This is a genomic window from Planktothrix serta PCC 8927 (assembly GCF_900010725.2).
GTDB classification, from domain to species: Bacteria; Cyanobacteriota; Cyanobacteriia; order Cyanobacteriales; family Microcoleaceae; genus Planktothrix; species Planktothrix serta.
Window position 1 is genome coordinate 138,449 of sequence record NZ_LR734875.1, and the last position, 23,418, is coordinate 161,866.

Here is a 23,418-nt window from a genome sequence, read left to right on the forward strand (position 1 = left end):
TAAATTGGTATCAAGCTATACATTTTATCGGCCTAACTCTACGAGGAGGAGGATGTGAGTGCTAAGATCAAGGAATTATTGGATTAGAAAATTCAGCTAATCCCAGCTTAGACTGTTGTGATAGGACAGTCTAACCATCAGTTGCATCAAGGGTAAAGAAATTTGAGGGTGCGGCTATCTTACCCGAAGTCTAAAGTTTAGTTCTACCAGCCGTTAATCAACTATGCCAGGTGTACGAGTCGGGTTACTGCATTCTCTGAGTGGAGCGATGGCCTATCGGGAAAGGCCTTTGCTAGAAGCGGAGTTAATGGCAATTGCCGAAATTAATGATCGGGGTGGAGTTTTAGGACAAATCATTGAGCCGATCATTGAGGATGGTGCCTCAGACTGCTTCACGTTTGAGCGAAAAGCCAAAAAACTGATTCAAGAAGATGGTGTCACCACCCTCTTTGGATGTTGGACTTCGGCGAGTCGTCACGGGGTCAAACCTGTGCTGGAAACTTTCAATGCTCAATTATGGTATCCGGCCCCTTATGAGGGGTTAGAAAATTGTAGCCAAATTTTCTATACGGGATTTTGTGCGAATCAGCAAGTTGAATCTACAATTACTTGGTTACTCCGAAATCAAAAAACACGCTGTTATTTATTGGGTTGGGATCAAGTCTTTTCTCATACTCTCAATAAGTTGATGAAAGTTCATCTCAGACATCACGATGGACAGGTGGTAGGAGAAGCTTATGTTCCGTCTTCGACACGAGATTTTGAACCGATTATTACCCGGATTCGACAGGCGCAACCGGATATTATTATTAATACCTTAAGAGGCGATCGCAATTTAATTTTTTATCGCCAATTTTATGAAAGTGGAATTCTCGCTTCAGACCTGCCAATTTTAGCCACTTCCTTATCAGAATCGGAAGTTCAACAACTTCAAAATGCTGCTCTTGGTCATTTAAGTTGTTTTAATTATTTTCAAAGTTTAAACACTCCAGAAAATCATCAATTTGTCCAAGCATTTAAACACCGTTATGGAGCAGATCGGGTTACAAACGACTCGATGGCTACGGCTTATACTCAAATTTATCTATGGAAACAAGCCGTTGAATTAGCGGAGTCTTTTGACATCGAGCGGATTCGGATTGCTGCTTATGGACAACGTTTTCTAGCTCCTGGAGGGTTAGTTCATTTAGAACCCAATCATCATATTGCTAAAGTTTGTCGAATTGGTCAAGTGTTACCCAATCAACAATTTGAGATTTTATACACCAGTGAACAACCGATTAAACCTTTACCTTGGTTAGGATTTAATGAGGCGAATTTTAATGCTTCTGATATTGTTTTTGAGTTATTAGCCGAAGTCAGTCAAGGAATTGAACGCGCCGAACAATTAGAACAAAAATCGATAGAATTGGAAGCAACAAAAGCTCAACTTCAGCAGGAAATTGAAATCCGCAAACAATTTGAAGATGCGTTACAAAGAGCCAATGAAGAGTTAGAAGAAAAAGTAGAAGAACGCACAGCTGCTTTAAAAGAATCTAATGATAATTTAGTCCAAGAAATTGTTCAACATCAACAAGCAGAAATAGCTCTCCGCATGGCTAGAGATCAATTACAAACGGTATTAGAAGCGGTGCCGGGTACGGTTTCTTGGATTAATTCTGATTTACGTTATATTGAAGTCAATGATCGATTAGCTAATATGCTGAACCTCCCCAAGGAGACTTTTATCGGTCAACATATTGGGTTTTTAGGTACCAGTTCAGAATTCAATCAATTTGTCCAAGATTTATTTGATAGTCCTGAAATTGATGCTTATCGAGAAGTCAAAACTCAAATTTATGGGGAATGGCGACATTATTTAATTGTTGCCCAAAAATATGATCATAATCGGGCGGCTTTTGTCGTAGGAATTGATATTACGGATCGCAAACAAGCAGAAGAATCTTTAATTAATGCCAAAGATCAACTCCAAACGGTATTAGAAGCGGTGCCGGGTAGTGTTTCTTGGATTAGTTCAGATTTGCGTTATATCGAAGTGAATCAACGGTTGGCGGATATGTTTAATCTGCCCAAAGAAGCTTTTATTGATCAACATATTGGATTTTTAGGTACCAGTTCAGACTTCCATAATTTTGTTCAAAATTTATTCGATAGTCCTGACATTGATGCTTCTCAAGAAGTTAGAACTAAAATTAAAGAAGAGTGGCGTAATTATTTAATTGTGGCTCAAAAATACAATAATAATCAGGCTGCTTTTATTGTAGGAATTGATATTACCGCCAGTAAACAAGCAGAAGAATCTTTAAAGAATGCAAAAGATCAATTGCAAACCGTATTAGAAGCGGTTCCAGGGAGCGTTTCTTGGATTAATTCAAATTTGCGTTATATCGAAGTAAATCAACGGTTAGCGGATATGTTTAATCTGCCGAAGGAAGCTTTTATCGATCAAGATATTGGGTTTTTAGGGGATAATTCAGAATTTACTCAATTTGTGCAAAATTTATTTGATAGTTCTGCTATTGATGCCTTTCAAGAGGTGTCAGTTCCTGTTAATGAACAGTTACGGCATTATTTAATTGTAGCTCAAAAATACAATCAAAATCAAGCTGCTTTTGTAGTGGGAATTGATATTACCGCTCGCAAAGATGCAGAAGAAGCATTACGACTGACTCAAGACCAATTAGAAGCAGTATTAGATGTTGTTCCGGGTACAGTTTCTTGGATTAGTTCAGATTTACGCTATTTAGGCGTTAATCGTTATTTAGCCTCAACTTTTGATTTAAAACCCGAAGACTTTGTGGGTAAAGATATTGGGTTCTTAAAAGCTAGTTTTGAATTTAATGGTTTTGTTCAAGGTTTTTTTAATAATTCCGAAAAAGATGCCTATCAGGAAGTCATGTCGGTCGTTAAAGGTAAACCTCGAAACTATTTAATTGTTGCTCATAAATATAATAACAATCAAGCGGCTTTCTTTGTGGGAATTGATATTACCGAGCGCAAACAAGCAGAAGAAGCTTTAAAACAAGCAGAAGCCAACTATCGCAGCATTTTTGAGAATGCCGTTGAAGGAATTTTCCAAACCACACCCGCCGGAGTTTATTTAAGTGCAAATCCGGCTTTAGCTCGAATTTATGGCTATCAATCTCCTGAAGAATTAATCGACAATTTGACCAATATTCAAGACCAACTGTATGTTGACCCTCCGCGTCGTCAAGAGTTTGTTCAACTCTTAGAAGCACAGGGAGCCATTGTCGGATTTGAATCTCAAATTCGCCGTTTAGATGGACGGTTAACTTGGATTTCAGAAAATGCTTTTGCTGTGCGAGATGAAGCCGGAAATTTACTCCACTATGAAGGAACTGTTGAGGATATTAACGAGCGTAAAAAAGCCGAAGAAGCTCTACAAAATGCAATGGAAGAGTTAGAAACCCGTGTAGAAGAACGCACCGCAGCCTTACGCGAGGCAAATCATCAATTAGTTCGAGAAATTGCTGAACGGACACGCATTGAAATCGCATTGCGAGAGTCGGAAGCCGAACTACGAGCCTTATTTGCTGCCATGACCGATGTAATTACGGTTTTTGATAGTGAAGGACGATATAAAAAGATTGTCAGCACAAATTCGGAAGTTTTATATAGTCCCACGGAAGAACGTCTAGGAAAAAGTGTGTTTGAAGTTTTTCCTTCGAGTCATGCCACTTTATTTTATGATCAAATTCAAAAAGTATTAGAAACGAAACAAACCTTAAACCTTGAATATAGTTTAACTTCCGCCGAAACTGAACCCGGACATCATGCACTCAATTCCTCTGATTTCCTGGGGGGAGATGAAGTCTGGTTTGCGGCAACCGTTTCTCCGATGCCAGATAATTGTGTGATTTGGGTGGCTCGAAATACAACCGAACGGCGCCGGGTTTTAGAAGCCTTAAAAGCAGAACGAGAAAAATCAGAACGGTTGTTACTTAATATTCTCCCTCAATCCATTGCAGAACAACTCAAACAAAACCCTCATTCTATTGCCGAACGTTTTGAACAAGCTACAATTATGTTTGCCGATATTGTAGATTTTACCGGATTTTCTGCCCGAATTTCTCCCTCGGAATTAGTCGATTTACTCAATCAAATTTTCTCTGCTTTTGATGAATTAGCCGACAAACACAATTTAGAAAAAATTAAAACCATTGGCGATTCTTATATGGTCGCTGGCGGGTTGCCAACTCCCCGAAATGACCATGCAGAAGCTATGGCAGAAATGGCTTTAGATATGCAGGAACAAATTCAACGATTTCAACGAGAAAGGGGTCAATGTTTTAATTTAAGAATTGGCATGAATACTGGGCCCGTAGTCGCAGGTGTGATTGGGACGAAAAAATTTATTTATGATTTATGGGGGGATGCCGTTAATATTGCTTCTCGCATGGAATCTCAAGGAGAAATGGGCAAAATTCAAGTCACGACCACAACCAAAAACCTTTTAAATGGCAAATACGCCTTTGAGGAACGCGGTTTAATTGATGTCAAAGGTCGAGGAGAAATGGTGACATATTGGTTAACAAAACGCCGATAGCAATTGGGAATTTGAACAGGTCGCTGGCTTTTAGGGAAGTAAAGGCTCAGGATTTTCCCAAGGGGCTTGAATTTTTGTGAAGATATGTTACTATGCGTAAAATTACATCAGCAGTTTGTGTAGCCGTTTACAGACTTTACCCCTAAATTAGGAATACCATGACTCAAAAAACCAAAAAATTTCTGACTTTATTAGCAACCGTCAGCAGTGTCGCTGTCCTTGCAGCCTGTGGTCAGCCTACTGCAACTAACACCACCCCAGAACAACCCGCTACCGAACAAGCAGCCGGGACTCCTGAGTCTACAACCTCTACAACTACTGCTTCTCCTGGTGCTGATACCACAGCCAGCACAGCAACCACCACTCCCGCCGTTGCTTCCGAAAATACTGGAACAGATGCGGCTTTAGTCTCCAATGAGTCAGAAACCGTTGTCCAAATTGCCAACAGCAACCCCTCTTTCAGTACCTTTACCAAAGCCGTTGAAGCCGCTGGGTTAACAGAAACCCTCTCTGGCGCAGGCAATTACACGGTTTTCGCCCCCACCGATGAAGCTTTTGCAGCCTTACCTGCGGGAACTTTAGAAGAGTTAATGAAGCCAGAAAATAAAGAAAAATTGGCTAAAATTCTCCAATATCATATTCTGCCGAATAAAGTTGCTGCGGCTGAAATTCAACCCGGCGAAGTCGCTACGGTTGAAGGAGATCCGGTTAATTTAGAAGTAGCTGAAGGCAAAGTTACAGTTAATGGCGCTGAAGTTATTCAACCTGATATTAATGCCAGCAACGGTGTTATTCATGTGATTAAGGTTGTTATTCTTCCTCCTACTGCTCCTGCTCCTGGCGCTCAATAAGATTGAAAGATTTCTCAATCTAAATTCATTGAGTTTTAGATAATTTAAAAGCCCGGTTTCTTAAAAGTTACCGGGTTTTTGAGTTGGTATTGCTTATATTCCATCCTTTAATGTTTGCTAGGCATCCGTCCCCTGTAGAGACTAGCCATGCTTAGTCTCTACAGGGGGTTTATGGGAGCATCTACAGAATAATTGATTAACCATCTTGACTGACTCCTGAAGTTTTAATTATTTTTTCGATAAACTTTCTATTGATGATCAATTAAAATCATCCCCATCAAGAATATCATATCTTATATAAGCGTTTACAACTTCTTTGTGTCTTGGTGTCTTTGTGGTTAAATTAGACTTTAGCATTATAAACAGCGAGTTTATCGTCGAAATGGCGTAAAAGAATATCTCGTTTGGCAAGTTATGGAAGGATGTTTTGATTGGTTTTTATGGCAGAATGGAGACTATATTTCTTTAACTCCTGATGCAGAAGGAATTATCCGCAGCCAAGTTTTTCCGGGGTTATGGTTGTCAGTTTCAGCCCTTTTAAATGGGAATATGCTAGAAGTTATTACTACATTACAAACTGGGTTAGCAACTCCCGAACATCAACAATTTTTGCAATAGTTTTGTTTATTTTCAACAAATTTATCCTTCATCTATTTCCGCATAATTTATCAATTATTACGCTAGAATAAGTGATAAATCATGTTTGATTACTTCTGGTTTTTAATCATTTTTTTCGATAAACTTCACGTCGATGACCCATTTCAATAATCCAAACCAACAAAATTTTATCATAAATTTCATAAACAATTCGATAATCCCCTACACGAATTCGATAAACATCTTCCTCAACTCCTGATAATTGGATTGATCCTCTAGGACGAGGATTACTAGCCAAAGCATTAATCTGGGGTGCGAGGCGTTCTTGAAATAATTTAGGTAAAGACTTAAATTGTTTCTTCGCTTTTTTAGAAAACTCGATTTTATAATCCACAATTGCTTAAAGTCCCAATTCTTCTTTTAAATCTTCCCAGGAAACTCCTTCATTTTGTTGATACTCTGATTTTGCTTCTTGAAAGGCTTCTAAATCTATTTGATCTTCTAACTCTTGAATAACACGCTCTAATAATAAAAATTCATCCATAGAAATAATTGCGGCAATATCTTCTTGATCTTGATTAATAATAATCCGTTTTTCGCCGGATTTCACAGCAGAGATAATTTTATCTAAATTTTCAGAAACTTCCTTTAAGTTAAGACGAGAAATAGGATTTTGATCAAAAGTCTGAGATTCTTTACTGATGACTTGTTCTATCATGAGAGATACCTCGTAATCAGAATATTAGGGGGACAATCAATTTTTATTACCCGACAAAAACTCACTCACCTCACCCACCTTAAATCTGATCTAATTTTATCATGAAACTTAGAAACTGGGTTGCTTCTTAAATATCTCAGGGTTAAACCCAGACTTTTTACCACCGAACCCGGTTTCTTCGTGTAAAATTGTAAAACTACCCTTACTCCCTATCATTAACATTCTATGAAAAGCGCATTTTTAGACCGCCTTCACAGTCCTGAACGTCCCGTTATCGTATTTGATGGAGGAATGGGAACTAACCTACAAACCCAAAACCTGACGGCGGATGACTTTGGCGGAAAAGACTATGAAGGCTGTAATGAATATTTAATTTATACCAAACCCGAAGCCGTTGCTAACGTTCATCGAGGGTTTTTAGAAGCAGGTGCAGATGTTATTGAAACCGATACTTTTGGTGCGACTTCTATTGTTTTAGCAGAATATGATTTAGCCGATAAAACTTATGATTTAAACAAAACCGCAGCCGAATTAGCGAAACGTTTAACCGAGGAATATTCTACACCCGAAAAACCTCGATTTGTTGCAGGTTCAATGGGGCCAGGAACTAAATTACCCACCCTCGGACATATTGATTTTGATACCTTGCATCATGCGTTTGCTGAACAAGCCGAAGGATTATTTGATGGAGGTGTCGATTTATTTATTGTTGAAACCTGTCAAGATGTGCTGCAAATTAAAGCCGCATTAAACGGAATTGAGGATGTTTTTGCCAAAAAAGGAGAACGTCGTCCGATTATGGTTTCTGTAACAATGGAAGCCTTCGGAACGATGTTAGTGGGTTCAGAAATTAGCGCAGCATTAACAATTTTAGCTCCCTATAAAATTGATATTTTAGGGTTAAATTGTGCCACTGGCCCCGATTTAATGAAAGAACATATTCGCTATTTAGCTGAACATTCTCCGTTTGTTGTGTCCTGTATTCCTAACGCAGGTTTACCCGAAAATATTGGGGGTAAAGCCCATTATAAATTAACGCCAATGGAACTGAGAATGGCGTTAATGCACTTTGTTGAAGACTTGGGAGTTCAAGTCATTGGGGGCTGTTGTGGAACCCGTTATGAGCATATTCAAGCCTTAGCTGAAATTTCCCAAACCCTCAAACCCAAACAACGAGAACCCCAGTTAATTCCATCGGCGGCTTCTATTTATAGTCCCCAAACTTATGAACAGGAAAACTCCTTTTTAATTATTGGTGAACGTCTCAACGCCAGTGGGTCTAAAAAATGCCGAGATTTACTCAATGTAGAAGACTGGGATGGGTTAGTTTCCTTAGCAAAATCCCAGATAAAAGAAGGGGCGCAAATTTTAGATGTTAACGTAGATTATGTCGGACGAGATGGGGTGCGAGATATGAAAGAATTAGTATCTCGCGTTGTGACTAACGTGAATTTACCCTTGATGTTAGACTCCACAGAATGGCAGAAAATGGAAGCGGGTTTAAAAGTATCCGGGGGTAAATGTTTACTCAATTCTACCAACTATGAAGACGGCGAAGAACGCTTTTTTAAAGTATTAGAATTAGCAAAAAAATATGGGGCTGCTATTGTGGTGGGAACCATTGACGAGGAAGGGATGGCGAGGACAGCAGACAAGAAATTTGAAATTGCTAAACGCGCCTATAATGATGCCATTAACTATGGAATTCCTGCTCATGAAATCTTTTTTGATCCCTTAGCGTTACCGATTTCTACGGGTATTGAAGAAGACCGGAATAATGGTAAAGCAACAATTGATTCTATTCGGCAAATTCGTCAAGAATTACCCGGATGTCATATTGTTTTAGGGGTTTCTAATATTTCCTTCGGGTTAAACCCAGTGGCGCGACAAGTATTAAATTCGGTGTTTCTTCATGAAGCGATGCAAGTCGGGTTAGATGCGGCTATTGTGAGCGCCAATAAGATTTTACCCTTAGCAAAAATTGACCCCGAACATCAAGAAGTTTGTCGCAAATTAATTTATGACCAGCGACAATTTGATGGGGATGTTTGTGTTTATGACCCGTTAGGAGAACTCACCAACCTTTTCCAAGGAAAAACCACAAAACGAGATCGTTCTGGAGATGCTAACCTCCCCATAGAAGAACGGTTAAAACGTCATATTATTGATGGAGAACGCATTGGGTTAGATACTGCTTTAGAAGAAGCTTTAAAACAATATCCTCCCCTAGAAATTATTAATAATATTCTCTTGGATGGGATGAAAGTTGTCGGAGAATTATTTGGTTCTGGGCAAATGCAGCTACCTTTTGTGTTACAATCTGCCCAAACCATGAAAGCCGCCGTTGCCTATTTAGAACCCTACATGGAAAAATCGGAAACGGGGGATAATTCCAAAGGAACTTTTATCATTGCTACTGTTAAAGGAGATGTGCATGATATTGGTAAAAATTTAGTCGATATTATTTTATCTAATAACGGCTATCGCGTGATTAATTTAGGGATTAAACAACCCGTTGAGAATATTATCAACGCTTACCAAGAACACAAAGCAGACTGTATTGCAATGAGTGGATTATTAGTAAAATCCACTGCCTTCATGAAGGATAATTTAGAGGCATTTAACGAAGCCGGAATTACAGTTCCCGTGATTTTAGGCGGCGCTGCATTAACCCCGAAATTTGTCCATGAAGATTGCCAAAATGCCTATAAAGGTCAAGTTATTTATGGAAAAGATGCCTTTTCAGACTTGAACTTTATGGATAAATTAATGCCTGCAAAAAAAGCGAAAAAATGGGATAATGCTCAAGGCTTTTTAGGAGAATATGCGGAAGCGAAGAAAACTAAAGTTAAGTTAGAAACCGTTAAAACTGCTTCAGAAAAAATTGAAAATCCTGAAGAAATTGTCATCGATACCCGACGTTCTGAAGCCGTTGATGTTAATATTCACCGTCCTACCCCGCCCTTCTGGGGAACGAAAATTTTACAGCCAGAAGATATTTCTTTAGAGGATATTTGGTGGTATTTAGATTTACAAGCGTTAGTCGCTGGTCAATGGCAATTCCGCAAACCCAGAGAACAATCACGGGAAGAATATGATGCTTTCTTAGCCGAAAAAGTCTATCCTGTTTTAACAGAATGGAAAGCCAAAATTTTAGCGGAAAACTTATTACATCCAACGGTGATTTATGGGTATTTTCCCTGTCAAGCAGAGGATAACTCGTTACTCATTTTTGACCCCGAAAATCATCAAAAACAGGTTGCTCGTTTTGACTTTCCTCGACAAAAAGCAGGGCGACGGTTGTGTATTGCGGACTTTTTTGCCCCCAAAGAAAGCGGACAGATTGATGTTTTCCCGATGCAAGCGGTAACAGTTGGAGAAATTGCCACCGAATACGCCCAAAAACTATTTGCAGAAAACGACTATACGAATTATTTGTATTTTCATGGAATGGCTGTGCAAACCGCAGAAGCGTTAGCTGAATGGACTCATGCAAAAATTCGTCGGGAGTTAGGGTTTGGAAGTGAAGAACCCGATAATGTTCGGGATGTTTTAGCCCAACGTCATCGCGGTTCTCGCTATAGTTTTGGATATCCGGCTTGTCCGAATATTCAAGACCAATATAAACAGGTGGAGTTATTACAAATTGACCGGATTAATATGTATATGGATGAAAGTGAACAAATTTATCCAGAACAGTCTACAACGGCGTTTATTACCTATCATCCTGTTTCTAAATACTTCAATCTTTAATCTCTTCTACAATCTTCATTAACCCATTATGAGTTTGATGTGTTAATATGAAGATATCTTGCTACTAAAAGGTAGATTAAGTTTTAATAATCTACTTTTTAGAGCATTTTTTAAATCTATCAATATTGGGGGTATTGAGGGTTTAAATTTATATAACTGTAAGCTAAATTTACAGGCTTATTAAGCTTAATAGGATTGATGATGATGACTAAGATAATTGATGTAACTGGACTCAGCGACAAGCAAATTGCTCTTGTCGAAGAAATTGTAACAGCACTTCGGTCTGTTCCTAAGAATCAACAAATTAATCAAGGAGGTAATCATGACGTAACCCTAACTCCAGAAGATGATGAACTTAGGCAACTTCATGCAGAATTTAGTTGGCTTGTTGCTGATATTGGCGTTAAAAAACCAATTAACAGAGCAAATATATATCAAACCGGATAAATGAAAAAGACATTCATAGATACAAATATTTTAGTTTATTCTGTAGACACCGACAGTGGGGACAAACACAGAACATCATTAAAAATTTTAAGACCTAGTGAACAGGAAATATTGTGCGTTTCCGATCAAATTCTTGCAGAATTTTATTCTGTTATGACCAGTAGTAGCCAAGTCAAAAAACCCATTACACCAGTAGACACAATATGGAGAATAAAAAGACTGATTCAAATGCCCAATATCCAACTTTTACCAAAACCATCAAACTTGACTAATCTTTGGCTGGAATTGTTGGAAAATCATCCCGTAACTGGTGCAACCGTTTTTGATGTTATGCACGTTGCTACAATGATGTCACACGGAATCAGGCGAATATATACTTTTAATGTTGATGATTTTGCTTGGTGTAGAGACATGGATATTGAAGTGATTATCCCAGAATAACTAATGTATTCCTGATGACTAGGTTGAACCTAGTCATCAGACAACAACGTTTAACGTTCTTTATCTTCTCTAAATCAATATGAGGTGAAAAAATGATTAATTAAATCTTTGAATCAATGTAGAGGTTTGTCAAGAATAGACCTCTACTTTAATAGATTAATTTAAAACTAACCGCAAATTTAAACATCAAAACATTTTAATCAAGGTAGACAGTATGAAGAATAATAACAAGGGGGAGCAAGAATTAATAGAAGAAAATCTGTTAGAAGAAATTGCTAAAGCTAAACAAGCTTGGCAAGAGGCAGAAGCAACGGAACCCAGGGCTATTTCTGTAAAATATGATCAAGATCAAGATTTAATTGTAATTCACTTAAAAAATGGTAGTATTTTTAGCTTTCCGCCTCGACTCGCGCAAGGTTTAGCTGAGGCGACTCCAGAACAATTAGCAGACTTTTGGATACCGCCATCGGGTAAAAGTATTCATTGGGATAGTTTAGATGTAGATTTTGGAATTCCTGAATTAGTGAGGGGAATTTTTGGCACAAAATCTTGGATGGCTGAACTCGGACGAAAAGACGGTCAATCTACCTCAAAAGCAAAATCTGAAGCGGCTCGAAAAAATGGAAAAAAAGGAGGTAGACCTAAGAACGTTACCCTTTAATTTCATGGAACAGTTAGTATGAAAACTATCAATACAATTTCACTCGTCTAAAGGGGGTGTTGTATCTTTAATTTTTTGACCTTGTTTTTCTTCAATAATTTGTTTAAATCTTTCAAATTGTTCCCGTTTCTCCGTCGGATTTTCAGCTGGATAGAATGTAAGCTCTTTTCTATAGGGTGTCCGACGACGGAATAACACCCGCAAAGCTTCAATATCTTCTTTACCCCGGTGTTTCAAAGCATAAGCTCTAAGTTCAGCATTGGTCATGTTTTCAAAATTTGATGTCATAAAAACTCCCAAATTCCTCAATTATGGCATCAATATTATAGTCTCTAACTTAAACTCCTAAGAAACTGAATAAATCCAAAACCCGCTTACACCCTCTTAACGAAACGCTCGAATTTGGCTTTCGTGAATCCATCCTCCTCCACAAGCTTGCGTCGAATACCAACCATTTTTCGGTTCAACATAAACTTGAATCACCGTCATTTTATCAAGAGTGCATTTAACAGCACCCCCAGGAGAAGAACGAACATTAGAAGGAGGGTCAAACACTACAGAATAACCCATGTCTTCAACTTCTCGAATATGTCTGGCTGAACAAACAATACTCAACATATTTTCAGTGGCTTTAGACTGGGGCGAATATTCCTCACCGTCTACCGTCCAAAGTCCTCGACCACAATGGGCCTCTGCTTGAATTCGTTCATTCCCTAAATAATAAGTAAACCCTGACCACCAACTCCCTGTGTTTCCGTTGCGTTGAATAGAATTGGTATCCAGTCTAATTTGTTGACCCCCAGAAGCCGTCCCTAACGTTAACATTTCCGCCTTCACAGGTTGGCTGAATGCTAAACAGAAACAAGCAATTCCCAGACCGGACAGTTTAGCAACCTTCATGTTGCCTCCCATTTTCGATAAATTAGGGTAATCAAGACTATAGCTATTTTAAATGATTAGTTAAAAATACTCAATCACTAAACCCCTAACTGTTCAACAGTTTTCGGCTGTGGCTGTCTCAATAAAAAAATTTTGGAAAAAGCTTGCATCTTCTAAAACCTTGTGCTATATTAAGAAATTGTCGGACGCATAGCTCAGTTGGTTAGAGCACTACGTTGACATCGTAGGGGTCACTGGTTCGAGTCCAGTTGTGTCCATTGATTATTAAGAGTTAAGCTGTTTCTGCATGTGTCATTTAAACTCTGGTTTTGCCGTAACGGCAAAGCTATGCCTGAAAACTGTAACGGCAAAACCATGCCTGAAAAATGCTAAGGAGCAATAGTTGTAGATGAGCAGCCTTCCTTACTCATACTTAGAGCTTACAAGCGACTGAACATGGATTGAACTTCTTTCTTATACAGTAGCCTAACCTTCTGATAACGGAAATAGCCGGGGTTACTAATCAGTTCACATACGCGGGACTCGGTTGGGTATTCTCCTGATTGATGGAGTAAGGCGATCGCCTCTTTAATTTCTTGACAACAGTGTTCAATAGCAGTTAAGTGGCTCATACGAACATAATTGCGACGTTTCGTGACAATTTGGTGACATAAGTCAGGGAAATGCCTTGAAAGAAGTCGTCTATTAATCTGCAACTGTTCTGCTATTTCTGCAATTGTTGGTAAAGACTCTCCTGCTTGAGACAAAATCAGGCTCAGGGTATTTTCAATATGATTGAAATCAAGCGTTCTAGCAGATGATCGCGTATTCTTGCAATATTCCATCTCAACCTTCTGATCTCGATCTGGGATAGCCGATAGATTGAAATCTTGTGTCAAAAACTGAAATAGAGAAATTTTTAAGTTATAACAAATTTGTGTTAAAGCAGATAAAGGGGGACGGTTTTTACCTGAGTACCACCCCCAAAAAGTATTTTTAGGAATTTTGTGTATTGCAGCAAAAGCAGCGATGTTGTCTTCAGAAACTTGATGCACTATATAAGTCAAAGATTGTTGTATACGCTCTTGAGTCAGTACAGAAGATAACCGATCTGCATTAGCAACCAATTCTCCCAAAGTATCGGCTATCCATCTCTGCTGAGTTACAATTGAAGTATTAGAAGATCCTCCTAACCACTGAGAGCATTGCGAACAATAGCCTAAACTCGATTTCCAATTTAACCAAAGTAATTGACGATGACAATGAGGACAATTTTGCACAAGAGGATGTTGATGTATTAAACAGACCTTGACATCATTGAGTGACCATAACAGTGGCTCATAAATAACTTCTTGATTTTGTTTCCAGCGTTTATAGCATATTGGACACCAAGCTTTATAAGGACGCAATAAGCCTTTTGTCACCAAAATATTAGAGAAAGGGCTCAATGTTAAAAACTTTAAATTATTAGACAAAGTTAATTGATTTAAAACCTCAATAAAGTCAGTAGCTATTGTTCCATATCCATTTAAAGTGTGAGAACGGTTAAAAAAGGGTTCTAATCCCCTACTCGTATAATTTTTGATAAAAGTTCGTTGTAACAGGGGATTAACTACTCTCGATAATAATGTACTGACAAAAACTCCATGAGAATGAGCTAACCTTGTCATATAGCTGGTTAAACTCTCAACCATAGGAGTGCCCACACCAATCGGTTCTAAATGATGCAGAGAACTTCGGGGCGGCATAGGAAACTTCTCTGGACTCCATAGCTCATCATTAGTGTAGGGTTGAATTTCGGCTACATTAATATCCATCACCATTAATTTTTAGTTAAAAAACTTAAAATTTTCCTTAAAAATTAGACTAGGGATAGTTCTAAACTGTAAAAGTAAATTATTATATACTATGATAATTGAATTATTAGCGATTTGATGCAATTAATCATAAATTTTTTATCCGAAAAACTTCATCTATGACAGCTGTATCTATTAACAGTGAAGAATATTTAGACCTAAGCTTTAAGCTAAAAGGCGCACCGATTCCTCTGGATAATGGTTATCCTATCTATGCTGCCGTGTCCCGTATTTGTCCTTCCCTTCATAAACTCGACTCTATTGGAATTCATCCTATTGCCGGAATACCAACCAGCAACAATTTCCTTGAACTCACTGCTCAATCTCGGTTAAAAATTCGGATTCATCATCAACAAATTCCTTTAATCTACCCTTACCTAACGGGTCAAACTTTTCAACTAGGTCAACATTCTTATCAACTAGATATTCCCGATTATAAACCGTTAACTTCCTCAGAAAGCCTCTACTCTCGATTAGTTGTAATTACAGGGTATCAAGACCCAACTACCTTTATTCAAGCTGTTCAACGCAAACTGGATAATTTAGGAATACGAGGAAAGATTGAACTTCTAACCCGACAAGATGGAACACCTCAACGACGACAATTGACCATCAATAAACAAGGGAAACAGTTTAAAGTCAGAGGATTTGGCGTAAAAATTAGTGAACTCAGCCCAGAAGATTCCTTAACGTTGCAAGAACAGGGAATTGGCGGAAAACGAAAGATGATGTGTGGAATATTTGTCCCGGCGACTCGTAGCAAGGAAGAGGAGGAAGGCTAATGATAGTGGCTACCCAACCCAAAATTTCCCTATCTCTCCATGCTTCGGATACGACAATAATGCACCGCGCAGGAATAACGGGACTTTACATGACTTTAAAGCGATTAGAAGCGCAATATCCCTCGTCTCATCAACGTGGAGCACATATATCATGGTCGTTGACTGCTGATACTATTGAATTATTCTGGGAGGGAACTGATTTTGTCGCATTATCATGGTTATTTAAGGAGTCTTTTCAACTGGATGATACAGGTTTAATTCATTTAGCAGGATTAGATAATGATGCGGCAGATTTAAGCCAGAAAATCCAGATTCATGAAGGAATGTGTGCTGTTTTTCTGCGTCTTAATAAGTTTTATAAAGCAGGGAAGCAGGTAAAGACCGAACTAACGGTTGAAGGAAAAAAAGTGGAGTATCAATATAAATCCCTAACATGGTACGCACATCAAACCTTTGCGGATAAGTTATGTGAAACAGATACCCAACAACTGAAACAGGATTATGTTCAAATAACCAGTTGGTTATATCTAGGGGGAATTGTACGCCATGCCAGAGCGCAAAATATGACAAAACTGGAAGAGAAACCTGAATATGCCTTAGCATTGTTATTTGTACCAGTTATTTGTCAATATTGGTTACTTCATCTTCCATCAGAAGACCTAAAGGAAAGGAAACCCCATCGCTACCTTGTGGTGATTCCAGAAATCAAGGATTTTGAAGACGCTTCCCAAAGGAGATGGCGATTACAGCAATTAGAAACTAAACAGCTTCATGTTAGTAGCATTGGCGAGGCAGGGTTACTTTATTACAGTTTAGACAATATTCAACCTGAAGGCGACTACTATCAAGCTTGTCAAGTTTGGTTATATGAAAAAATGAATCAATCTTCTCATCAACGGACGTTGATGAGTATAGAAGAAATTGAAATTAATCAGAATACTCTAATCACCTATCAACGGGTTCAACAAAGCTTTCAACCCAATTATGAGAAGATTCAACCTCAGAAAATTTTTGTTAAAGTAAATCCCATACGATCACTAATTGCTGAAAACTTAGTAAAAGGAATCCCTTGGTGGTCTGATTTATGGGAAAAATTGGTTATAGAGGATACAAAAGGATATTTATTTAACCAGTTACTTTACAATCGAGGAGGAGTCATAATGATGGCAGAGAATAGTGAAGAGGACGAACAATATCTTACTTTTGTTAAGGTATTTCAGCAAGCGATGAAGGGCAACTTTGCTAAGATGTATGCCAAGGCAGAGGAAGGAAAAGAGCCTCCAATTAAGAAGAAAGTCGAACGCTTACGGGCAGAGCTAAACAGTTGTTATGATAAATTGTCATTTCAGCAATATTTATCTGATTTTTTAGTAAGAGGAGGATTAAACAAGTATTTTAATGAGAACAAAGAGTCAATTCTACTACTAATTAAAAAATCACATTGGGAAGAATTAAGAATTTGGTCGCTGTTAGCGATCGCAAGTTATAAACCCAAGGAGAAACCCAACGATACTGAAAATAGTTCATCTACAAATAATCAAGATCTAAAAGAAGTTAGTGATGAATCAGAATAATAATGACGATAGAATGCCAAACTATTATCTTTACGGGACAGTTCTTACTCGTTATGGTTTAGCGTCCTTAAATCATGGCATGAGACAAGGGAATAAGACTATCCTACAAAAAGGCTATTGGAATGGTAAAATTCATTCTTTTGTAAGTTCAAGTTCAATTCGTTGGGCATTACGTTTTTATCTTCAAAAGCAAGGTTATTTAGTTAATCGAGTTTGGGATGAGAATGAACATATTAATCGGTTAACAAGTGAAGATTTTGACCCAGAGCAATTTTATGATGATGATATTTTCGGGTTTGCTTTATTGGAGTCTACTGAAACAGAGGAAGGGACTGTAACAACAAAAACAAGAAAGAAAAAGGCAAAACTCAGCAGTCCTAATCAGCGAATGGGTGCGTTAGGTATGAATATGGCTGTTTCGTTAACGCCTTATGATGGCACATTAAAGCTAGGGGCCAAAAGTGGCAGAGAAAAGGATAGTACATCACTTCATTAGAGTTTAGGGACGAAGTGGAATGCGGACAAATTGACCCTGATGAATTGTGGATTGGAGGGCCAATTGTTGCGGAGTTACAACAGTTGGCTGATTTTGATAATTCCCCTTTTAAGAAGGTGCATCTTCATCGCAACCGAAATGAACTGATTGATGCTTTAAAAACAGTTATTAAAAGAGATTTAAGATTAGAAGAACCCAAATGATTACACCATTAATTCTCTATTTGGATGTTCCGTTTGTGACCTTTCGGGAGTCCCACGCAAGGGAAATGGGGAAAACTTATCCTGTTCCTCCTCCAGCGACGGTGTATGGGATGCTGTTGTCTTTGGTCGGGGAAACGGATGTTTATCGTCACTGTGGAGTAGAATTGGCGATCGCAATGTTATCCAACCCCAGAAAGTCTCGAATTTTGCGTCAAATGAGACGGTTTAAAAATCTTAATTTTAGCGAGCCAGAGAATGTTAATCCCGCTTATCAAGAGATTTTGTCTAATCTAAAGTGTTTGATTTGGGTTCGTTCTGAGGGAGAGAAAATACAACCAAGTTTAAGGGAGAGGCTACAGTTAGCGTTTGACCGTCCTGAGTTAGTGCAACGATTTGGCTGTTTATTTCTGGGGGAAAGTGATCAGTTGATTAAAACGATCAAACTTGTCTCGGAAGATTATTTAGAAGGGATGAGACAGTGGGTGATTAAGGATAATCAATGCAGGTTAACTTTACCCTATTGGGTTGACCATGTGGGGTCAAGAAATACCCGATTTTTGAGGTATAAGATTGAGGAAAGGTCAAGTTTATCGCCTCCTGATTTAGCGTGGACGATGATTCGATCTCCCATTTGACAAGTATCTCTGATGGGAAAGGGTATTGAAGGTACAAGAATGGCTAAAAGTGTTACAGGGTAATGGATATAGCAATTTAGTTAAGGGAAAAGGTGCTTGCTATTTCTGAAAAGGTTTATGGGGAGAGGGTTTGAGGGGCTGAAAGTAAAGGAGATTTTGGTAAGTTTTGTGTTTTCGGGTTCTCTATCGGGAAGATACTTGTAAGATTGTAAATGAGCCTTCATCAGCCAAGGGTTTTCACCTTTGCTGTGATTCGTGGCTTTATGCCGTTAGGCGTTGCTCAGATCGAAGCTGAACCCGATCTCCGTAACCGATTAATGTGATTCGTGGCTTTATGCCGTTAGGCGTTGCTCAGATTTCCCACGCTCTTGATCAAGGGATTCCAGGGATTGTGATTCGTGGCTCTTGAGCGAACGAGATATCTGTACCAAGTATATTACACCTGCTCTGACCAGTCAGGGTTGGGATATCATGGCTCAGATTCGGGAGGAGGTAACGCTTACCAAAGGTCGGGTAATTGTTAGAGGAAAGCTTACGACTAGAGGTGAGCAAAAACGTGCAGATTATGTGCTGTATTACAAGCCTGGTATTTCACTGGCGGTGATTGAAGCGAAGGATAATAATCACGGCGTTAGCGATGGGATGCAGCAGGCGATCGCCACCGCCGAACTAATTGATGTACCATTCATTTTTAGCTCAAATGGTGATGGGTTCATGTTTTGCGATCGCACTATCACCACCGGAAAGCGAGAGCGAGAAATACCCCTTGATCAATTCCCTACACAGCAGGAACTTTGGCACAAGTATTGTGTTTGGAAGGATATTAAACCGGAAATTGAGCCAATTATTACTCAGGATTATTACCCCAGTTCAGATAATAAGCTGTTACGCTACTATCAACAGATTGCGATTAACCGCACGATTGAGGCGATCGCAAAAGGTCAAAACCGAATTCTATTAGTGATGGCGACGGGGACGGGGAAGACTTTTACCGCGTTTCAGATTATCTGGCGGTTGTGGAAGTCTAAGACGAAAAAGCGAATTTTATTTCTAGCTGACCGGAATATTTTAATTGACCAAACTAGAATTAATGACTTTAAACCCTTTGGTTCAGTGATGACTAAAATTCAGAAGCGACAGGTGAATAAGTCCCCTGAGATTTACTTAGCTTTATATCAAGCAGTATCGGGAACTGAAGAAGATAAGAATATTTATAAGCAGTTTTCGCCGAATTTCTTTGATTTAATTGTGATTGATGAATGTCACAGGGGAAGTGCCTCTGATGATTCGGCGTGGCGAGAAATCCTTGATTATTTTAACAATGCAACTCAGATAGGTTTAACAGCAACTCCGAAAGAAACTGAGGATGTTTCTAATATTGATTATTTTGGTAAACCGATTTATACTTATTCGCTAAAGCAGGGGATTGATGATGGCTTCTTGGCTCCTTATAAGGTTATTCGCATTGATTTAGATAAAGATTTAGAGGGATGGAAACCTAAGCCTGGTCAACGAGATAAGTAGGGAAAGCACAACTCGATAATTTTATTGACCCCGAAAGTCGATATCCGACCATTGTTACAACGTCTGATTTACTAACAACTGGAGTTGATACCAAAACTTGTAAGCTGATTGTTTTGGATCGGCGTATTCAGTCCATGACCAAGTTTAAACAAATTATTGGACGCGGAACCAGAATTGATGAGGATTATGGCAAGCTGTTTTTTGTGATTATGGATTTTAAGAAGGCGACAGAACTATTTGCTGATCGTGATTTTGATGGCGACCCCGTACAGATTTACGAACCTAAACCAACTGACCCTATTGTGCCACCAGAACCAGGGGAAGATGAGGTACAAGTAATTGATAGGGAAATCGTTCGTAAAGCAAAGCCAGAACGGTATGTGGTGGCTGATACGGATGTAGCGATCGCACTCATTCGAGAACAATATTACAGCAAAGAAGGCAAGCTGATTACAGAATCCATTAAGGATTACACGCGGCAAACCGTTCGCAAACAGTATACTTCTTTGGATGCGTTTCTGAAGAAATGGAATAGCATCGAACAGAAACAAGTGATTATTCAGGAGTTGCAGGAACAAGGGGTACTGCTGGAAGCATTAGAAAATGAAGTAGGGAAGGAGTTTGACCCATTTGATTTGATTTGTCATGTAGTCTTTGATCAGCCACCCCTAACTCGACGGGAACGAGCGAATAACGTGCGAAAGCGGGATTACTTCAATAAGTATGGGGAACAGGTACGGGCGGTGCTGGATGCGCTGTTAGAGAAATATACGGATCAGGGCGTTGAGGATATCGAGAAGATGGACGTACTCAAGGTGAAGCCGTTAAGCGACATGGGGACGCCTTTAGAAATTTTAAGTCTTTTTGGCGGAAAGCCCAAATACCTACAAACTCTGGCAGAATTAAAGATTCGGCTCTATGAGGCAATGTAGATGTCTATCAGCACGACGATTAAAACCATTCAAGACATCATGCGGAAAGATGCGGGTGTGGATGGTGACGCCCAGCGCATTAGTCAATTGGTGTGGATGATTTTCCTCAAGGTGTTTGACTCTCGTGAGGAGGAATACGAACTGCTGAAAGACAATTATAAATCGCCGATTCCAGAGGGGTTGCGATGGCGGAATTGGGCGGCAGATGATGAGGGAATTACTGGGCCTAATTTACTGGATTTTGTGGATAATGCGCTGTTTAAAAGCCTGAAGGATTTAAGAACCTCTACCGATCCGCGTGGACGGATGATTGGGAAGGTGTTTGAGGATGCCTATAACTACATGAAAAATGGCACTCTCATCCGCCAGGTAATTAACAAGCTGAATGAGGTTGATTTTAATAAGTCGGTACAAAAGCAGCAGTTTAGCGAGATTTACGAGAAAATTCTGAAGGATTTACAAAGTGCAGGAAATGCGGGGGAATATTACACGCCCCGTGCGGTGACAAAGTTTATAGTCGATCGCGTTAATCCTCAATTGGGGGAAGTGCTACTCGATCCGGCTTGTGGGACGGGTGGCTTTTTAATCGCCGCAATTGACCATATTCGCCATCATTTTAATAGTGCTGATGTGCCAGGAATATTACAGCGTAATATTCGGGGAACTGAGAAAAAGCCCTTACCTTATAACCTGTGTATGACAAATCTGATCTTGCACGGGATTGATCTGCCTTCGGTGGAACATGACAATACTTTGGCACGGCCTTTAAGAGATTATAGTCCTAAAGAACGAGTCGATGTCATTATTACTAATCCGCCCTTTGGAGGGATGGAAGAAGATGGAATTGAGAGCAATTTTCCGGCGAGTTATCGCACTAGGGAAACGGCGGATTTGTTCCTTTTGTTAATTATACACTTGTTAAAAGATGGGGGGAGAGGAGCGATCGTTCTGCCCGATGGAACACTGTTTGGGGAAGGGGTGAAAACCCGAATTAAGGAAAAGTTGCTGCAAGAGTGCAATCTCCATACCATTGTTCGTTTACCGAATGGGGTATTTAATCCTTATACGGGGATTAAAACGAATTTACTATTTTTTACTAAGGGTGAACCGACGGAAAAAATCTGGTATTATGAACACCCATACCCACTGGGTTACAAGTCTTACTCGAAAACTAAACCGATTAGATTTGAGGAGTTTCAACCGGAGCAAAATTGGTGGGATAATCGAGAGGAAAATGAGTTTGCTTGGCAGGTTTCAGTAGAGGATATTAAGGCAAATAACTACAACTTGGATATTAAGAACCCTCACCAAGTTGATATTGAACACACTGATCTCGATGAGATGCTCAAGCATCATCAACAACTGATGGTAGAATTGAATGAGGTGCGGAGTAAACTGAAGTTTGAGTTAATGGAGGCATTAATGCCGGATGAGTGATGAAAAAGAATGGTGAGCAAGTGACTAAAACCTATAGTTAACGGTTGCTACTTGGAAACAAGCTTCTAGTCTGCGACTTCAGCATAATTTTTCGTTCTGGGACAGTTTTATTATTGCTACAGCCTTGTCTGCAAAGGCTAGTATCCTTTATTCTCAAGATATGCAAGATGGGTTAGTTATTAATAATCAACTTGAAATTGTGAATCCGTTCAAATGAAAATAGAAAGTTTTTTTAGTAATTTTGAATTATTAACTGATGCGCCGAATGCTGTTGTTAAGTTGCGGGAACTTATTCTGCAATTGGCTGTAAGCGGTAAGCTTGTTCGTCAAGATCCTAATGATGAACCTGCTTCTATACTGCTAGAGAGAATCCGAACTGAAAAAGAGCGTTTAATTAAGGAGAAAAAGATTAGAGACAAATATCCCGTTATCGGCATCAAGCCAACTGAAATACCATTCAAGATTCCCGATAGTTGGAAATGGGTGCGTATTGGAGATATCGGAAATGTTGTAGGGGGAGGCACTCCAAAAACGGATCAATCTGAATACTACGCAGATCATGACATTCCTTGGATAACTCCATCTGACTTATATGGATTATCAGGTAAATTCGTTAGTCGGGGGAAAAAAGATATTTCTCTCCTAGGATTGCAAAAGAGTTCAGCACAGCTAATGCCAACGGGTACTGTGGTATTCTCAAGCCGTGCGCCTATAGGTTATGTTGCCATTGCTAAAAACGATTTGTCTACAAATCAGGGGTTTAAATCATGTGTTCCTTTCTGTTTAGAGATGAGCGAATATATTTATTACTTTTTGAAATTCGCTGCTAGAGAAATAGATTATCAAGCTTCTGGAACCACTTTTAAAGAGATATCAGGTAAAGAATTTAGTTTAATTATGATCCCTATCCCCCCCCTTAAAGAACAAAAGCGTATTGTTGAAAGAGTTGATTACCTTATGTCACTTTGCAATACTTTTGAAGCGAAAATGACAGAGGTAAAAATTCATCAGGAACGTTTAGCCGAAGCTTTAATAAATAAAACTTCTAAATCTCTGACCTAAAAT

Annotated in this window: 20 protein-coding genes, 1 tRNA gene and 1 pseudogene; 17 read left to right on the forward strand and 5 right to left on the reverse strand. The window is 39.0% G+C overall.

Annotated elements, in window-relative coordinates; genetic code table 11:
* Positions 1 to 223 precede the first annotated feature (223 nt).
* The 3 genes and pseudogenes from PL8927_RS15550 to PL8927_RS15560 form a co-directional block, all read left to right on the forward strand.
* Positions 224 to 4,567, forward strand: coding sequence for a transporter substrate-binding protein (locus tag PL8927_RS15550; protein WP_083623162.1), 4,344 nt, complete (start codon positions 224 to 226; stop codon positions 4,565 to 4,567).
* A 158-nt stretch (positions 4,568 to 4,725) separates the two neighbouring features.
* On the forward strand, positions 4,726 to 5,418 hold the full coding sequence (locus tag PL8927_RS15555) for a fasciclin domain-containing protein (RefSeq protein ID WP_083623164.1): 693 nt from the start codon (positions 4,726 to 4,728) through the stop codon (positions 5,416 to 5,418).
* 372 nt (positions 5,419 to 5,790) lie between these two features.
* Positions 5,791 to 6,036: pseudogene (locus PL8927_RS15560) on the forward strand (Uma2 family endonuclease); the annotation flags it as partial.
* Positions 6,037 to 6,142: 106 nt separating this feature from the next.
* On the opposite strand, the gene PL8927_RS15565 reads toward PL8927_RS15560, so the two are convergent.
* Both PL8927_RS15565 and PL8927_RS15570 read right to left on the reverse strand, forming a co-directional pair.
* Positions 6,143 to 6,409 carry a type II toxin-antitoxin system RelE family toxin gene (locus PL8927_RS15565; protein ID WP_083623166.1) on the reverse strand — a complete coding sequence of 89 codons (267 nt, stop codon included), beginning with the start codon at positions 6,407 to 6,409 and terminating at the stop codon, positions 6,143 to 6,145.
* Positions 6,410 to 6,415: 6 nt separating this feature from the next.
* Positions 6,416 to 6,733: a hypothetical protein gene (locus PL8927_RS15570; protein WP_083623168.1), complete on the reverse strand. Its 318-nt coding sequence runs from the start codon at positions 6,731 to 6,733 to the stop codon at positions 6,416 to 6,418.
* Between the two features lie 225 nt (positions 6,734 to 6,958).
* On the opposite strand from PL8927_RS15570, the gene metH reads away from it, so the two are divergent.
* The 4 genes from metH to PL8927_RS15590 all read left to right on the forward strand — a co-directional run bounded on the left by metH (position 6,959) and on the right by PL8927_RS15590 (position 12,035).
* Positions 6,959 to 10,486 carry a methionine synthase gene (gene metH, locus PL8927_RS15575; RefSeq protein ID WP_083623170.1) on the forward strand — a complete coding sequence of 1,176 codons (3,528 nt, stop codon included), beginning with the start codon at positions 6,959 to 6,961 and terminating at the stop codon, positions 10,484 to 10,486.
* Between the two features lie 204 nt (positions 10,487 to 10,690).
* Positions 10,691 to 10,933: a hypothetical protein gene (locus PL8927_RS15580; RefSeq protein ID WP_231506034.1), complete on the forward strand. Its 243-nt coding sequence runs from the start codon at positions 10,691 to 10,693 to the stop codon at positions 10,931 to 10,933.
* Entirely contained in the window at positions 10,934 to 11,374 is a 441-nt protein-coding gene (locus PL8927_RS15585) for a type II toxin-antitoxin system VapC family toxin (RefSeq protein WP_083623174.1), read from the forward strand.
* A gap of 214 nt (positions 11,375 to 11,588) precedes the next feature.
* Entirely contained in the window at positions 11,589 to 12,035 is a 447-nt protein-coding gene (locus PL8927_RS15590) for a DUF2442 domain-containing protein (protein ID WP_083623176.1), read from the forward strand.
* Positions 12,036 to 12,074: 39 nt separating this feature from the next.
* Here the strand turns inward: PL8927_RS15590 and PL8927_RS15595 are convergent, their stop codons facing one another.
* Positions 12,075 to 12,323: a DUF6887 family protein gene (locus PL8927_RS15595; protein WP_083623178.1), complete on the reverse strand. Its 249-nt coding sequence runs from the start codon at positions 12,321 to 12,323 to the stop codon at positions 12,075 to 12,077.
* A gap of 96 nt (positions 12,324 to 12,419) precedes the next feature.
* Entirely contained in the window at positions 12,420 to 12,935 is a 516-nt protein-coding gene (locus PL8927_RS15600) for a hypothetical protein (protein WP_083623180.1), read from the reverse strand.
* 183 nt (positions 12,936 to 13,118) lie between these two features.
* Between PL8927_RS15600 and PL8927_RS15605 the strand changes: the two genes are divergently transcribed.
* Positions 13,119 to 13,192: transfer RNA gene (locus PL8927_RS15605), tRNA-Val, on the forward strand.
* Positions 13,193 to 13,354: 162 nt separating this feature from the next.
* On the opposite strand, the gene PL8927_RS15610 is transcribed toward PL8927_RS15605, so the two are convergent.
* On the reverse strand, positions 13,355 to 14,731 hold the full coding sequence (locus PL8927_RS15610; RefSeq protein ID WP_197047434.1) for a TniQ family protein: 1,377 nt from the start codon (positions 14,729 to 14,731) through the stop codon (positions 13,355 to 13,357).
* A gap of 158 nt (positions 14,732 to 14,889) precedes the next feature.
* On the opposite strand from PL8927_RS15610, the gene cas6 reads away from it, so the two are divergent.
* From cas6 to PL8927_RS15645, 9 genes are all read left to right on the forward strand, one after another.
* The gene (gene cas6 / locus PL8927_RS15615; protein ID WP_083623184.1) at positions 14,890 to 15,552 is read left to right on the forward strand and encodes a type I-MYXAN CRISPR-associated protein Cas6/Cmx6; all 663 of its coding nucleotides are present in this window, start codon (positions 14,890 to 14,892) and stop codon (positions 15,550 to 15,552) included.
* On the forward strand, positions 15,552 to 17,126 hold the full coding sequence (gene cas8a1, locus PL8927_RS15620) for a type I-MYXAN CRISPR-associated Cas8a1/Cmx1 (RefSeq protein ID WP_197047435.1): 1,575 nt from the start codon (positions 15,552 to 15,554) through the stop codon (positions 17,124 to 17,126). Before cas6 ends, cas8a1 begins: the two co-directional genes overlap by 1 nt.
* A complete protein-coding gene (locus tag PL8927_RS15625; protein WP_197047436.1) occupies positions 17,113 to 17,622 on the forward strand; it encodes a hypothetical protein in 510 nt (169 codons plus the stop codon). Before cas8a1 ends, PL8927_RS15625 begins: the two co-directional genes overlap by 14 nt.
* Positions 17,623 to 17,636: 14 nt before the next feature.
* Positions 17,637 to 17,825: a hypothetical protein gene (locus PL8927_RS28055; RefSeq protein WP_197047437.1), complete on the forward strand. Its 189-nt coding sequence runs from the start codon at positions 17,637 to 17,639 to the stop codon at positions 17,823 to 17,825.
* Positions 17,822 to 18,460, forward strand: a complete 639-nt coding sequence (gene cas5 / locus PL8927_RS15630; protein ID WP_083623186.1) for a type I-MYXAN CRISPR-associated protein Cas5/Cmx5/DevS — start codon at positions 17,822 to 17,824, stop codon at positions 18,458 to 18,460. The genes PL8927_RS28055 and cas5 overlap by 4 nt, the downstream gene beginning before the upstream one ends.
* Positions 18,461 to 18,865: 405 nt before the next feature.
* Positions 18,866 to 19,984, forward strand: coding sequence for an EcoAI/FtnUII family type I restriction enzme subunit R (gene hsdR / locus PL8927_RS28060; RefSeq protein ID WP_331281834.1), 1,119 nt, complete (start codon positions 18,866 to 18,868; stop codon positions 19,982 to 19,984).
* A gap of 134 nt (positions 19,985 to 20,118) precedes the next feature.
* Positions 20,119 to 20,916: a type I restriction-modification enzyme R subunit C-terminal domain-containing protein gene (locus tag PL8927_RS28065; RefSeq protein WP_197047439.1), complete on the forward strand. Its 798-nt coding sequence runs from the start codon at positions 20,119 to 20,121 to the stop codon at positions 20,914 to 20,916.
* Positions 20,917 to 22,353 carry a type I restriction-modification system subunit M gene (locus PL8927_RS15640; RefSeq protein WP_083623187.1) on the forward strand — a complete coding sequence of 479 codons (1,437 nt, stop codon included), beginning with the start codon at positions 20,917 to 20,919 and terminating at the stop codon, positions 22,351 to 22,353.
* 213 nt (positions 22,354 to 22,566) lie between these two features.
* The gene (locus PL8927_RS15645) at positions 22,567 to 23,415 is read left to right on the forward strand and encodes a restriction endonuclease subunit S (protein WP_083623189.1); all 849 of its coding nucleotides are present in this window, start codon (positions 22,567 to 22,569) and stop codon (positions 23,413 to 23,415) included.
* The last annotated feature ends 3 nt before the right edge of the window (positions 23,416 to 23,418 follow it).

Excerpts from the sequence above, each read along its gene's own strand:
- PL8927_RS15625 (WP_197047436.1), top strand. The coding sequence starts at position 17,113 with ATGAATCAGAATAATAATGACGATAGAATGCCAAACTATTATCTTTAC.
- metH (WP_083623170.1), top strand. The coding sequence starts at position 6,959 with ATGAAAAGCGCATTTTTAGACCGCCTTCACAGTCCTGAACGTCCCGTT.
- PL8927_RS15580 (WP_231506034.1), top strand. The coding sequence starts at position 10,691 with ATGACTAAGATAATTGATGTAACTGGACTCAGCGACAAGCAAATTGCT.
- cas5 (WP_083623186.1), top strand. The coding sequence starts at position 17,822 with ATGATTACACCATTAATTCTCTATTTGGATGTTCCGTTTGTGACCTTT.
- PL8927_RS15570 (WP_083623168.1), bottom strand. The coding sequence starts at position 6,733 with ATGATAGAACAAGTCATCAGTAAAGAATCTCAGACTTTTGATCAAAAT.
- PL8927_RS28065 (WP_197047439.1), top strand. The coding sequence starts at position 20,119 with ATGACCAAGTTTAAACAAATTATTGGACGCGGAACCAGAATTGATGAG.
- PL8927_RS15595 (WP_083623178.1), bottom strand. The coding sequence starts at position 12,323 with ATGACATCAAATTTTGAAAACATGACCAATGCTGAACTTAGAGCTTAT.
- PL8927_RS15590 (WP_083623176.1), top strand. The coding sequence starts at position 11,589 with ATGAAGAATAATAACAAGGGGGAGCAAGAATTAATAGAAGAAAATCTG.
- PL8927_RS15555 (WP_083623164.1), top strand. The coding sequence starts at position 4,726 with ATGACTCAAAAAACCAAAAAATTTCTGACTTTATTAGCAACCGTCAGC.
- PL8927_RS15640 (WP_083623187.1), top strand. The coding sequence starts at position 20,917 with ATGTCTATCAGCACGACGATTAAAACCATTCAAGACATCATGCGGAAA.
- PL8927_RS15610 (WP_197047434.1), bottom strand. The coding sequence starts at position 14,731 with ATGGATATTAATGTAGCCGAAATTCAACCCTACACTAATGATGAGCTA.
- cas6 (WP_083623184.1), top strand. The coding sequence starts at position 14,890 with ATGACAGCTGTATCTATTAACAGTGAAGAATATTTAGACCTAAGCTTT.
- PL8927_RS15585 (WP_083623174.1), top strand. The coding sequence starts at position 10,934 with ATGAAAAAGACATTCATAGATACAAATATTTTAGTTTATTCTGTAGAC.
- PL8927_RS15645 (WP_083623189.1), top strand. The coding sequence starts at position 22,567 with ATGAAAATAGAAAGTTTTTTTAGTAATTTTGAATTATTAACTGATGCG.
- PL8927_RS15600 (WP_083623180.1), bottom strand. The coding sequence starts at position 12,935 with ATGAAGGTTGCTAAACTGTCCGGTCTGGGAATTGCTTGTTTCTGTTTA.
- cas8a1 (WP_197047435.1), top strand. The coding sequence starts at position 15,552 with ATGATAGTGGCTACCCAACCCAAAATTTCCCTATCTCTCCATGCTTCG.
- PL8927_RS15550 (WP_083623162.1), top strand. The coding sequence starts at position 224 with ATGCCAGGTGTACGAGTCGGGTTACTGCATTCTCTGAGTGGAGCGATG.